The following is a 13,203-nucleotide window of genomic DNA, read 5'->3' on the forward strand; positions in this document are numbered from 1 at the left end:
TGCGATCTTTGCTTTAACGATGCAAAACGTACTGCCCGCTAAACGTCACGGCGTCCTCATCATTCCCGGAATTGACGATCCGCGTATTCAACGTCAACCGCGCCCGTCCATAACGCTGATACATCGCCAGAAACTTCTTCCACACCGCCGCCTCCGGCGCCGGGCAAATCGCCGTGGCATCCCCCTTCACTGGCAGGGGATAACTGATCTGCCCCTCCTGAATCACGATGTGCCCGTCCTCGATCCCTTCTTCCTTAAGGCGCAAATGCAGCCAGCCCCAACCGGCCAGCACTGCCCCGCAGTAGAGACTGCCGCCGAACATGGTGCTTTTGTGGTTGACGTTGGCATCCAGCGGCAAGTGCAGACTCAGCTGCTGCGCCTGCCAGTCGAGCACTTTGAGGCCCATCGCCTGAGTCAGGGGAATGTCGTGATGCAGGACCGATTCCAGATAGCGACTGTCGCTGTTCATTCGGCTTCATCTCCGTGGGCGCCGCTGTCGGCAAAGCTCAAGCCGTGCTTGCGCAGTTTGTCGTGCAGCGTCTTGCGCGGAATGCCCAGCGCTTCGGCAAGGCTGCGCACGGAGCTGTGGGCGCGCGACAGTTCGGCGGCGATCAGCGACTTCTCGAAGTTTTCCACCTGCTCGCTGAGTCCGCCGGCGATGACTTCAACGGTCGCGCCACCCCCTTCGGTGCCGGTGTTATCCAGCGCCAGTTCCAGGCCAAGGGCGAAACGTTCGGCCGCGTTCTGCAACTCGCGCACGTTGCCAGGCCAAGTGTGGCGGAGCAGCAGGGCACGTTGTGCCGGTTGCAGTTCGTGCGGCGGCAAGCCGTGGCGGGCGCTGGCTTCATCGGCGTAATGCTGGAAGAGCACAAGCGCATCTTCGCCACGTTCGCGCAGCGGGGGAATGCGTAATGGCGCGACGTTGAGACGGTAATACAAGTCGGCACGGAAGCGGCCCTGATCAGCGGCCTGGCGCAGGTCTTCCTTGGTCGCCGCGATCACGCGGATATCCAGCGGAATCAGCTGATTGCCGCCCAAACGTTCAACGACGCGCTCCTGCAGCATGCGCAGCAACTTCACCTGCACGTCCATGCTCATGCTTTCGATTTCATCGAGGAACAACGTACCGCCATTGGCGAATTCGAACTTGCCGATCCGGCGTTTTTGCGCGCCAGTGAAGGCGCCTGGCTCATGACCGAACAGTTCACTTTCCACGACTGATTCAGCCAGCGCCCCGGCATTGATCGCCACGAACGGGCCGTTGCGGCGGCTCGACAGGTCATGCAATGCCCGAGCGACGACTTCTTTGCCAGCCCCGGTTTCGCCAAGGATCAACACATCAGCCTTGGTCGCCGCCAACGCGCCGATCTGCTCGCGCAGGCGCAGCATCGGTGTCGAGTGGCCGACCAGACGCGCGCTCAGTTCATTGCGATCGCTGAGGGCCAGACGCAGACTGCGGTTGTCCAGCACCAGGCGGCGCACGGCCAAGGCGCGGCGCACGCTGTCGAGCAGGGCGTCGCTGGCGAACGGTTTTTCGAGGAAGTCATAAGCCCCGGCACGCATCGCCTGCACGGCTAGCGGCACATCGCCGTGGCCGGTGATCAGCAGCACTGGCAGCTCGGGATCCTGGGCGTGCAACTCGCTCAGCAATTCGAGACCGTCCATGCCCGGCATGCGGATGTCGCTGACCACCACACCCGGCCAGTCGCGCTCCAGTTGCGCTGCCAGCCCCTTGGCTTCGGACAGCGGGAGGATTTTCAGCCCGGCCAGATCCAGGGTCTGGCCGAGGGCCTGACGCAGGTGCGGATCGTCGTCGATCAACACCACCTGAATGCGATTGTCGATGGTCATGCACTTCGATCCTCGGACGGTTGCAGGCTGACCCCGGGCGCGCCGGCGCGCAGCCGCAGGGTGATCAAGGCGCCACCTTGTTTGTGGTTGGAGAACGACAGTTCACCACCGAAGGCGCGCATCAGGGTTTCACAAATCGCCAAACCCAGACCAAGACCTTGAGTACGGGTCTTGGTGGTGTAGAAGGGCTCGCTGGCGCGACCGAGGGCTTCCATACAGAACCCCGGGCCGTTGTCGCGAATGTACAGATTGACGCCTTCGGCAGTGGATTCGGCACTCAGCCACAATTTGCGCGGCGGGCCCTTTTCGGTGAGGGCGTCGAGGGCGTTGGCCAGCAGATTGCCGAGTACCTGGCGCAGGCGGGTTTCCCCGGCTTCGACCCACAGGGTGGCGGCGGGCAGGTCGCGGATCAGCTCGACTTCCATGCTGCGCCGACGCTTGGCCAGCAAGGCCAGAGCATCGTCCAGCGCCGGTTGCAGGGCGACGCTCTCCGGGGCGTGACGATCGCGGCGGGCGAACGCACGCAGGTGGGCGATGATCGACGCCATGCGCCCGGTCAGTTCGCTGATCAGTTTGAGGTTGCCGCGCGCGTCGTCAGTACGCTCATGGTCGAGAAGCACTTCAGCGTTCTCCGCGTAGCTGCGGATCGCCGCCAGCGGCTGATTGAGTTCGTGGCTGATGCTTGCCGACATGGTCCCCAACGCTGACAACTTGCCGGCCTGTACCAGATCATCCTGAGCACGAACCAGTTCTTGTTGCGCCTGTTCGCGCTCCAGCACTTCCTGTTTCAAGCGGCGGTTGAGGCCTTCGAGGTCGCTGGTGCGTTCGGCGACGCGGCCTTCCAGTTCACGACGGGCCTTGGCTTCAAACGCGATGCGCTCCAGATAGTGGCGGCGGCGCTGCATCATCAGGCCGAGAAGCAGCATCATAACCAATAGCGTGGCGCCACCGATGGCGACCACCGTACGCACCGGGCGGTCGATCAGCGTGCGCGGCGCAAGAATGCTGACGCTCCAGCCGGTTTCGGCGATGTCGTGGGTTTGTGTCAGCCAGGCATCGGGGCTGAGGTTCAGCGGACGCGGTTCACGGGTCGGGTAGGGCTGGATTGCGGTGATCGCTGCGCGCTCGGTATCGCTCAAGACGCGGGTCGAGCGGAAGCGCCATTCAGGACGCGAGGTGAGGATGACCACACCGTTATGGTCGGTCACCAGCAGTTGTTCCGGGGTTTTGCCCCAGAGACTTTCGGTGTGGTCGAGATCGACTTTGATCACCAGCACGCCAGTGATTTTTTCACCATTACGCACCGCAGCGGCGAAGAAGTAGCCGCGCTTGGCCGATGTCGTTCCAAGACCGAAAAAGCGCCCGAGACGCCCGGCCATGGCTTCGCTGAAATACGGGCGGAAGGAGAAATTGCGGCCCACGAAGCTATCGTGTTTGTCCCAGTTCGACGCCGCGAGTGTTTTCCCGGTGGTGTCCATCAGGTACATGACTTCGGCGCCAGTCTGTGCGGCGATGTTTTTCAGCAGACGGTTGGCATTGCCTTGGGTAACACCATCGTCTGGCGCTCCAAGCACGGTACGCAGGGCCGGCAGGTCGCCGAGGATCTGCGGCAACACTTCATAGCGGTGCAGGGTGCCCAGCAGGTTGGCGACGTAGAGGTCGAGGGTCTGGCGATTCTGTCCGGCCAGTTCGCTGCGGTAATAGCGCTCGGCCAGATGTTCCAACGGCCACAGTAAAGGCGCCAGACACAGGGCCAGAAGGGCAAGGCTGCGCCAGCGGGGTCTGCGGGGAAGGGATGGTTTCATGAGCCGGATGCGCCTGAGGGAACAGGCGCATTATGCCCGGCCTCAGGAAAAGACGTCAGCGTCCTTGAGCAACGCTGCAGCTTGATCCTTCGCCGAGAGTTTCGGCGCTTCGTCCAATTGCCAGTCGATACCCAGAGCAGGGTCGTCCCAGCGAATGCTGCGCTCGGACGATGGGTCGTAGTAGTTGGTGGTCTTGTAGAGGAACTCGGCGAACTCGCTCAGCACTACGAAGCCATGGGCGAAACCTTTCGGTACCCACAGTTGACGATGGTTTTCAGCCGACAGGCGCACCGCCACCGACTTGCCGAAGTGCGGCGAGCTGCGGCGAATGTCCACAGCCACATCAAGCACTTCACCGACCGTGACGCGCACCAGTTTGCCCTGGGTGTTTTCCAACTGGTAATGCAGGCCACGCAGCACGCCTTTTTGCGAGCGCGAATGGTTGTCCTGAACGAATTGGGTGTCCAGGCCGGTCGCGTCCTGGAATGCCTTGGCGTTGAAACTCTCGTAGAAGAAACCGCGCTCGTCACCGAACACCTTGGGTTCGATGATCAGAACACCGGGCAGGTCGGTGGTGATTACATCCATGAGGTTTTCCATAGGCAGGTGTGAATGGCCGACATTCTTGCGCAAAGTGCCGGTGGATGCGAGCGCTCGAATAACCACGATCAGGGGTTGCGCATCCTCCGAAGCAGTGGCGATATAAGCGCCTAATAAAATTTCAGGGGTCGTTTCATGCCGCTCGCCACGTTGATTCATCGCGCCAGTTTGCCCAGCCCGCAGGTTTCAGAGGCGCAGGCCTTGCAATGGCTCGCCGAACATTACGGGCTCGGCGGCACGTTACAGGCCCTCGGCAGTCAGCAAGATCTTAACTATCGCGTAGACAGTGAGCGCGGGCGGTTTGTGCTGAAAATCTGCCGTGGCGATTACGCCCTTGTCGAGTTGCAGGCCCAGCATGCCGGCCTAAAGTATCTGGCCGAACACTGCACAGTAAATGTGCCGCGGGTGATTGCCGCCAATAACGGTCAGGACCTGCTGACGCTGCAAGTCGATGGCGAGGCGGTACATGTGCGGCTACTCGATTACATCGAAGGTCAGCCGCTGACCCATCTCGATCACTTGGGCCATGACGTGGTGGCCGGGTTTGGCCGGCTCTGCGGTGAGATGGACCTGGCACTGGCCGGGTTTGACCACCCGGGCCTTGAGCGCACATTGCAATGGGACGCGCGCCATGCCAGCGCACTGATCAGTCATTTGCTGCCAGTGATCAAGGACGACCAGCAGCGCGCATTGATCGCCGACGCCGCCGAGCAGGCCGAGCGCCGCTTGCAGCCACTGGTGGACAAACTGCCGGTGCAGGCGATTCACATGGACATCACTGACGACAACGCCGTCTGGCAGCGCGACGCCGAGCGCCATTGGCAATTGCAGGGTGTGATCGATTTCGGCGACCTGATCCGCACCTGGCGCATTACCGATCTGTCGGTGACATGCGCCGCATTGCTGCATCACGCCGACGGCGATCCGTTTGTGATTCTGCCGGCGGTTCAGGCTTATCACGCCGTCAATCCGCTGCAACACGAAGAACTGCAAGCCCTGTGGCCACTGATCGTCGCCCGGGCGGCGGTGCTGGTGCTCAGTGGCGAGCAGCAGGTCAGTATCGACCCCGCCAATACCTATAGCCGCGACAACCTCACCCACGAGTGGGAAATCTTCCGCGTCGCGACATCCGTGCCGCTGGCGTTGATGGAGGCGGCGATCCTCAGCGCGGTCGGGCAACCCTTGGCGGCGATCAACGGCGAAGACTTTGCGCCGTTGCTGCCAAGTCTGGTCGGGCGTGAATTTGCTCTGATCGACCTCGGCGTTCTCAGTCCGCATTTCGAGGCGGGCAACTGGGAGCAGGAGGGCATCGACCAGCGATTGTTGAATGAAGCGGCTGCCGCGCATGGTCTGGCGGCGAGTCGTTATGGCCAATACCGTTTGTCGCGTACTCAACCGGACAGTGCCGCTGAGCCGGACACCTTCCCGCTGCACGTCGAATTGCGCGTGCCCAATGGCACGCCTGTGGAGTCGCCGTTTGCCGGTGTGGTTCATCAGCGCCCAGAGGGAGCGCTGCAACTGGACGGCCCACAGCTCAGCGTACGTTTGTGGGGCGTGACGCCATCGCTGCAAAGCGGGGCGGCGCTGGTCAAAGGTCAGGTGCTGGGTTCGGTCAGCGGGCCGTTGATCGTACAACTGAGTCGCGGCGCGCAATGGGATGCGCCGCTGTTCTGTACGCCGTCCCGTGCGGCCGCGTGGCAGGCGCTGTGTCCGTCACCGGCAGCTTTGCTTGGATTGGCCTGCGATGCCGAGCAGGAGCTGGATTCGAAGACCTTGCTTGAGCGCCGCGACGCCAGTTTTGCCCGCACGCAAAAACACTATTACGTTGATCCGCCGCGCATCGAGCGCGGCTGGCGCAATCACCTGATCGACATGCAGGGCCGTTCCTACCTCGACATGCTCAACAACGTGGCGGTGCTCGGTCACGGTCATCCGCGCATGGCGGCGGTCGCTGCTCGCCAGTGGTCGCTGCTCAACACCAACTCACGCTTCAACTATGCGGCGGTGGCCGAGTTCTCCGAGCGCTTGCTGAAACTGGCGCCGGAAGGCATGGATCGGGTGTTTCTGGTCAACAGCGGCAGCGAGGCTAATGACCTGGCGATTCGTCTGGCGTGGGCCTACAGCGGCGGTCGCGACATGGTCAGCGTGTTGGAGGCTTATCACGGCTGGACGATCGGTGCCGATGCGGTGTCGACCTCGATTGCCGACAACCCGAAAGCCCTTGAAAGCCGTCCGGACTGGGTGCATCCGGTGATCGCGCCGAACATTTATCGTGGCGAATTCCGTGGCCTCGATTCGGCGCCGGACTATGTGCGCAGCGTCGAGCATCATCTGGCGAAAATCGCTGAGCAGAAGCGTCAACTGGCCGGGTTTATCTGCGAACCGGTGTATGGCAATGCCGGTGGCATCTCGCTGCCACCCGGTTACTTGAAGCAGGTGTATGCGTTGGTCCGCGCGCAGGGCGGTGTGTGCATCGCCGATGAAGTGCAGGTCGGTTACGGGCGCATGGGCCATTTCTTCTGGGGCTTCGAAGAACAAGGTGTGGTGCCGGACATCATTGTCATGGCCAAAGGCATGGGCAACGGCCAGCCACTCGGTGCGGTCATTACTCGCCGGGAAATCGCCGAAGCGCTGGAGGCTGAGGGTTACTTCTTCTCGTCGGCCGGTGGCAGTCCTGTGAGCTGCCAGATCGGCATGGCCGTGCTTGATGTGATGGAAGAAGAAAAACTCTGGGAGAACGCCCAAGTGGTCGGCGGCCACTTCAAGGCGCGGCTCGAGGCGTTGATCGATAAACATCCGCTGGTGGGCGCGGTGCACGGTTCCGGTTTTTATCTGGGGGTTGAGCTGATCCGTAATCGCGACACACTGGAACCGGCGACTGAAGAGACCACATCGCTGTGCGATCGCCTGCGCGAGCTGGGGATTTTCATGCAACCGACCGGCGATGACCTGAACATCCTCAAGATCAAACCGCCGATGGTGACCTCGCGGTGCAGTGTGGATTTCTTTGTCGACATGCTGGATCGGGTGCTTACCGAAGGCCTGTAAGCCACGGATTCCCAACCGCTCCTACACAAAGCAGATTTATATCGGCTATTTGTGATTATTTTTAGATGAAAGGTTGGTAGATAGCTTCTAAAGCCGATATTTATCGTCTATAAAGTCGCCATTGCTCCGGCATGGCGATTTTTTGTCCGGTGCGCGCGTTTTTTCTCTTCGGTCGAATCCTCGACCGTCAAAGCACTTGCCCGGAGATGATTCATGAGCCGTATCGTTACCGTCGCCGCCACGCAGATGGCCTGTTCGTGGGATCTGGAAGCCAACCTCGAAACCGCCGAAAGACTGGTGCGCGAAGCTGCCGCAAAAGGCGCGCAGATCATCCTGATCCAGGAGCTGTTCGAAGCGCCGTACTTTTGCCAGAAGCCGAACCCGGACTATCTGCAACTGGCCACGCCGGTGGAAGAAAACGTCGCGATCAAACATTTCCAGAAAATCGCCAAAGAGCTGCAAGTGGTGCTGCCGATCAGCTTCTACGAGCTGGCCGGTCGTGCGCGTTTCAACAGCATCGCGATCATCGATGCCGACGGCAGCAACCTCGGGATTTATCGTAAAAGCCACATCCCGGATGGTCCGGGTTACCACGAAAAGTATTACTTCAATCCGGGCGATACCGGCTTCAAGGTCTGGAATACCCGTTACGCAAAAATCGGCGTGGGCATCTGCTGGGATCAGTGGTTCCCGGAAGCGGCGCGGGCGATGGCGCTGCAAGGTGCGGAAATCCTGTTTTACCCGACCGCCATCGGCAGCGAGCCGCACGACAAGAGCATTTCGTCCCGCGATCACTGGCAGCGCGTGCAGCAGGGCCATGCCGGCGCCAACCTGATGCCGCTGATCGCCAGTAATCGCATCGGCAACGAAGAACAGGACGGCTACGACATCACGTTCTACGGCTCATCGTTCATCGCCAACCAGTTCGGCGAAAAAGTGCAGGAGCTGAATAAAACCGAAGAAGGTATTCTTGTGCACACTTTCAACCTCGACGAGCTGGAACATATTCGCAGCGCGTGGGGTTCATTCCGTGACCGCCGGCCGAATCTGTACGGCGCGTTGAAAACCCTCGACGGTTCCCTGGAGTCCTGATCCCGATGACCACATTGAAAAGCACCCCGCGCGCCGACGGCTTCCACATGCCGGCCGAGTGGGCACCCCAAACGCAAACCTGGATGATCTGGCCCGAGCGCCCGGACAACTGGCGCCTGGGCGGCAAACCTGCACAAGCTGCCCACGTGGCGGTGGCCAAGGCCATCGCCCGTTTTGAACCGGTGACTGTTGCGGTGTCCGCCGGCCAATACGAAAACGCCCGCGCCCGTCTCGACGTGCCGAATATCCGCGTGGTCGAGATGTCCAGCGATGACGCCTGGGTTCGCGACAGCGGTCCGACCTTCGTTATCAATAACAGTGGCGAAGTGCGCGGTGTGAACTGGGACTTCAACGCCTGGGGCGGCTTTGACGGCGGCTTGTACTCGCCGTGGAACCGCGATTCGCAGGTCGGCGGCAAGATCCTCGAGATCGAGCGCAGCCCGCGTTATCGCACCGAAGGTTTTGTGCTGGAGGGTGGTTCGATTCACGTCGACGGCGAAGGCACGCTGATCACCACTGAAGAATGCCTGCTCAACCGCAATCGCAACCCGCACCTGAGTCGCGAAGAAATCGAAGCAGTGCTGAGCGCCAATCTGGCTGTGGATAAAATCATCTGGCTGCCGGACGGTTTGTTCAACGACGAAACCGATGGCCATGTGGATAACTTCTGCTGCTACGTGCGTCCGGGCGAAGTGCTGTTGGCGTGGACCGATGATCCACAGGATCCGAACTACCCACGCTGTCAGGCCGCGATGAAGGTGCTGGAAAGCAGCACCGATGCCAAGGGCCGCCCGTTCACGGTGCACAAAATGCCGATTCCGGGGCCGTTGTTCGCGACCGAAGAAGAGTGCGCCGGGGTCGATCCGGTGGATGGCACTCAGGAGCGCAATCCGAGCGTGCGCCTGGCCGGTTCCTACGTGAATTTCCTGATCGTCAACGGCGGCATCATCGCACCGAGCTTCGACGATCCGATGGACGCCCCGGCTCGGGAAATCCTGCAGAACCTGTTCCCGCAACACGAAGTGGTGATGGTGCCGGGCCGCGAACTGTTACTGGGTGGCGGCAATATTCACTGCCTTACCCAGCAGCAACCCGCGCCGCACAAAGAGTGAGTTGAGTCGTAACAGCCTGAGTTGATTAATAAATCAGCCGGGCGACGATTAGCGCGCGATGTACCTGAAGAAGCCCGCAGCCCGGTTGGACTGCGGGCTTCTTTGTATCCGCTTGTCGACAAATCGGAAACCTTGGCATAGCTCTTGTATCGGACAAAGGGCACTAGGGAGGGAGGCGAACTTCAACAGTTCTGTCATAAACCTTGGATAACGTAGCCGCTCATGACCGGGGAGAGAGCGCTGAAATGAACGCCGAAGTGAACGTAGTCAGCGAGCGGACGTTGCATCCCATGGCCGTAAACGGCGAATCGCTCCAGATTGTCGCGCACTTTTTGAAGTCCAATGGAACGCGTCAGATCAGGGAACCTGATCCGCGCCGGATGATGATCGAGCGCTACCCCGCTGACCTGTTCAGCGAGGCCGAACTGGAAGCGTTGTGGGCTGTGATGCAGGGATAAGAAAAACAACAGGGATTGGTAAAAGCGCTGCCGGGATGGCGGCGCTTTTTTATGCAAAACCGAAAAGATCGCAGCCTGCGATCTTTTGATCCCGCTTTTAAAAACTATAGGTGCCCGTCATCACGACGCTACGCGGCGCGCCCGGCTGGATTTGATACTGGCTCGTCGCCGATTCGTAATACTCGCGATCGCTGATGTTGTTCAGCGCTGCGCGCAAATCCCAGTCCTTGAAGCGATAACCGACCAGCGCATCCCAACGGCCATAACCCGGCAGCACGGTGGTGTTGGCGTTATCGGCATAACGCTGGCCAACCAGGGTCAGACCGGTTTCGCCGTACCAGCCCATTTCCGGCTTCCAGGTCAGGAACAGGCTGCCGTTGCGTTTGGCAACGTTGTTGATGCGTTTGCCTTCCAGACCGTTGTTGTCCTTCTCGATCTTCGCATCCTGCACACCGACGCCACCGCGCACGTACCAGTTGCCGACGATGTTGCCGGTGGCGGTCAGCTCGATCCCGCGTGAGCGCTGTACGCCGGTCATGATGGTCAGGGTCGGATCATTCGGATCGGTGGTGCGGCGGTTGTAGAGTTCAAGATCATAGATCGCCAGGGTGGTGCTCAAACGGTCATCGAGCCAGTCACTCTTCACGCCGATTTCTTTCTGCTTGGTCAGCTCGGGGCTCAGATCGTTGGTGTTGCCGGCCGCGCCCGGTGTGATGCCGATCAGGCCTCCGCCCACCGGCGAGAAAGTTTTCGACCACGAGGCGTAGAAGGAGTGATTCTGCAGCGGCGTCCAGACCAGACCCACGCGCGGGCTGGTGCTGTGGCTGTCGCGATCTTCGGAAAGGTTCCTGAGCTTGTTGGTCGACTCGATATCAAAGGTGTCGTAGCGCAACCCGGCGAGCAGTTGCCATTGATCGTTCAGGCGCAGTTGATCCTGAACATAGACCGCGCGGCTTTCGATCTCGGTGTGGCTGCTGCTGTTGAGCTGCATGCTGCCGGTGTGGCGCAGGTCGCGGTTGGGGTTGAACAGGTCCAGCGACGGCACAGGTTGCGCACCCGGTGTTCTGCCGGTGGCGGCGTTATACAGTTTTGGATCGCGGCGCTGACTGCCGATCTCGACACCGGTCAGCAGGCGATGCTCAAGGCCGAACGTATCGAAACCGCCTTCAAGTTCGAGGTTGTTGTAGACGTTGCGGGTGTTCAGATCCTGCTGCCAGTGCTGACGCGTGACCTTGTTGGTCGCAGGCGTGTAACCGGTGAGGTAGGTGTTGTCGAAATCACTGTCGAGCTTGAACACGCCGAGGGTCTGGCGCAGTTGCCAGTTGTCGTTGATCTCGTAGGTGAGTTTCGAGCGCAGGGATTGCGACTTGTCGTCGATGAAATCGTGATCATTGCCGTAGGTTGTGTCGCGGCCGACATCCGCCGGGCGCCCGTTTACCCCAGGAATGCCGCGATCCGGTGTGCGGTTGTAACGGCTGTATTCGTACTGCACCAGCCAGTTCAGCTCGGGCGTCAGTTGCCAGCTCATCGACGGAGCGAACAGTTGGCGGTTGCCGCTGACGCCGTCGCGGAAGCTGTTTTCATCCATATTGCCCATGTTCAGGCGCAGGCTGATGTTCTCGCTCGGGTCGGTGCTGAGGTCGGCGTACAGGCTGCGTAGATCTTCGCTGCCGGCCTGGGCTTCTATGGTTGAGCGACGTCCGGCCTCAGGCGCTTTGCTCACCCGATTGACGATCCCGCCCTGACTGCCACGGCCATACAGCACGGCGGCCGGACCTTTGAGCACTTCGACGCGCTCGATGTTGTGCAGGTCGCGCTTGTATTGGCTGTCGTCGCGGATGCCGTCCAGATAAAAGTCGTTGCTGGCGTCGAAGCCACGAATGCGCAAGCTGTCGAAGCGGGTGTCGGCGCTGCTGCTGACGTTGGGCATGCCACTCAGGGCATCGCCGATATCATTGGTGCCGTAGTCGGCGACGTTCGACGTCTTGATCGAATCAATGGCCTGCGGCACATAACGCACCGGGGTCGAGGTGCGGGTCGCGGTATTACTGACTTTGACGCGCGGGTCATCGGCTTGCGCTTCGGCGCTGATGGCGGTGGCGGGCAACTCAGTGGCCGACCAGGCAAAACCGCTGGACAGGAAAGCAGAAAGCCCAAGGGTGACGGGCGTAAGACGGAACGGGGCAGGCATTGAAAAGCGCATCCGAAAGGGTGGAAGAATTCGAGCGTGCGAATGGTAATGCTTTGCATTTGCTCCCGTTAATTATTCCTTAAAAGTTCCCTTGTCTGATTGTTTCAATTTGTGTCGATCCGGACACAATCTGACCGTTCAGGCAATTCGACCGATTCACGAAACAGTCTGAAAGCCATTCCAGCGTTTTTCCCCCACGCCCCGAGGACTAGTCTGCCGGCATTGATTTTTCCCACTTTCAGGCCGGAGTTTTCCGATGATCCTTCATTACATCTATGACCCGCTGTGCGGCTGGTGTTATGGCGCCAAACCGCTGGTACAGGCCGCGCAGCAAGTGCTGCCGGTAATCGCTCATGCCGGCGGGATGATGAGCGGTGCCAACCGCCAGCGTGTTTCCCCGCAATTACGCAATTACGTCATGCCCCACGACCGGCGCATCGCTGAATACACCGGGCAGCCGTTTGGCGAGGCCTATTTCGAAGGCTTGCTGCGCGATCACACGGCTGTGTTCGACTCGACGCCACCCATTGCTGCCGTCATGGCGGCCGAGGCAATCGATGACCGTGGTCTGCAGATGCTCGGGCGGTTGCAGACCGCACACTACGCAGAAGGGCGGCGGATCGCCGATGAATCCGTACTTTTGCTGTTGGCGGATCAGATGGGCTACGCCGAGGAAACTTTCCGGGCCGCGTTTAAATCCGTTGATACCGAGCAGCATGTAAAAACCAGTCGCGCATTGTTGGCGCGCCTTGGCGGGCAGGGGTTTCCGACGTTCGCCTTGGAGCAGGACGGCCAGTTCACCTTGATCGACATCAGTGCCTGGCTGGGCAAACCGCAGGCCTTTGCCGATTGGTTGAGACAGGCCTTGGAGATTAATGAGAAGGGTGAATCGTCAGCGCTCTGCGGCCTCGACGGCTGCTTTTGATAGACGCTGGATTCACTAGCTGCCGGCATTTCCGTGCAAGGAGTCAGCGCAAAATTTACGTTTCTTAGACGATTTTTGCCTATTTAAAGACGATTCTTGAAATTGACACAATGTTCAAGGC

10 protein-coding genes are annotated in these 13,203 nt (G+C 60.3%); 5 read left to right on the top strand and 5 right to left on the bottom strand.

What is annotated here, in order from left to right:
* Positions 1-13: 13 nt before the first annotated feature.
* From ACA074_RS01415 to rfbC, 4 genes are read right to left on the bottom strand one after another with little or no spacing between them, the layout of a single operon-like run.
* On the bottom strand, positions 14-469 hold the full coding sequence (locus ACA074_RS01415; RefSeq protein ID WP_497678310.1) for a YiiD C-terminal domain-containing protein: 456 nt from the start codon (positions 467-469) through the stop codon (positions 14-16).
* On the bottom strand, positions 466-1,851 hold the full coding sequence (locus tag ACA074_RS01420; protein WP_497678311.1) for a sigma-54-dependent transcriptional regulator: 1,386 nt from the start codon (positions 1,849-1,851) through the stop codon (positions 466-468). The genes ACA074_RS01415 and ACA074_RS01420 overlap by 4 nt, the downstream gene beginning before the upstream one ends.
* On the bottom strand, positions 1,848-3,656 hold the full coding sequence (locus ACA074_RS01425; RefSeq protein WP_187678917.1) for a sensor histidine kinase: 1,809 nt from the start codon (positions 3,654-3,656) through the stop codon (positions 1,848-1,850). Before ACA074_RS01425 ends, ACA074_RS01420 begins: the two co-directional genes overlap by 4 nt.
* Before the next feature lie 42 nt (positions 3,657-3,698).
* On the bottom strand, positions 3,699-4,244 hold the full coding sequence (gene rfbC / locus ACA074_RS01430) for a dTDP-4-dehydrorhamnose 3,5-epimerase (RefSeq protein WP_489879671.1): 546 nt from the start codon (positions 4,242-4,244) through the stop codon (positions 3,699-3,701).
* Between the two features lie 147 nt (positions 4,245-4,391).
* On the opposite strand from rfbC, the gene ACA074_RS01435 reads away from it, so the two are divergent.
* The 4 genes from ACA074_RS01435 to ACA074_RS01450 all read left to right on the top strand — a co-directional run bounded on the left by ACA074_RS01435 (position 4,392) and on the right by ACA074_RS01450 (position 9,966).
* Positions 4,392-7,304 carry an aminotransferase gene (locus ACA074_RS01435; protein WP_497678312.1) on the top strand — a complete coding sequence of 971 codons (2,913 nt, stop codon included), beginning with the start codon at positions 4,392-4,394 and terminating at the stop codon, positions 7,302-7,304.
* 213 nt (positions 7,305-7,517) lie between these two features.
* Positions 7,518-8,396: an N-carbamoylputrescine amidase gene (aguB, locus tag ACA074_RS01440; RefSeq protein ID WP_497678313.1), complete on the top strand. Its 879-nt coding sequence runs from the start codon at positions 7,518-7,520 to the stop codon at positions 8,394-8,396.
* A 5-nt stretch (positions 8,397-8,401) separates the two neighbouring features.
* On the top strand, positions 8,402-9,508 hold the full coding sequence (gene aguA, locus ACA074_RS01445) for an agmatine deiminase (RefSeq protein ID WP_401267702.1): 1,107 nt from the start codon (positions 8,402-8,404) through the stop codon (positions 9,506-9,508).
* A gap of 245 nt (positions 9,509-9,753) precedes the next feature.
* Positions 9,754-9,966 (top strand): hypothetical protein, encoded by a 213-nt coding sequence (locus ACA074_RS01450; RefSeq protein ID WP_489879674.1) that lies wholly within the window; start codon positions 9,754-9,756, stop codon positions 9,964-9,966.
* A 97-nt stretch (positions 9,967-10,063) separates the two neighbouring features.
* Here the strand turns inward: ACA074_RS01450 and ACA074_RS01455 are convergent, their stop codons facing one another.
* Positions 10,064-12,157, bottom strand: a complete 2,094-nt coding sequence (locus ACA074_RS01455; protein WP_497678314.1) for a TonB-dependent receptor — start codon at positions 12,155-12,157, stop codon at positions 10,064-10,066.
* A 256-nt stretch (positions 12,158-12,413) separates the two neighbouring features.
* On the opposite strand from ACA074_RS01455, the gene ACA074_RS01460 reads away from it, so the two are divergent.
* Positions 12,414-13,082: a DsbA family protein gene (locus tag ACA074_RS01460; RefSeq protein ID WP_497678315.1), complete on the top strand. Its 669-nt coding sequence runs from the start codon at positions 12,414-12,416 to the stop codon at positions 13,080-13,082.
* Positions 13,083-13,203: the final 121 nt, after the last annotated feature.

The sequence above is a fragment of the Pseudomonas sp. LBUM1655 genome, assembly GCF_059716085.1.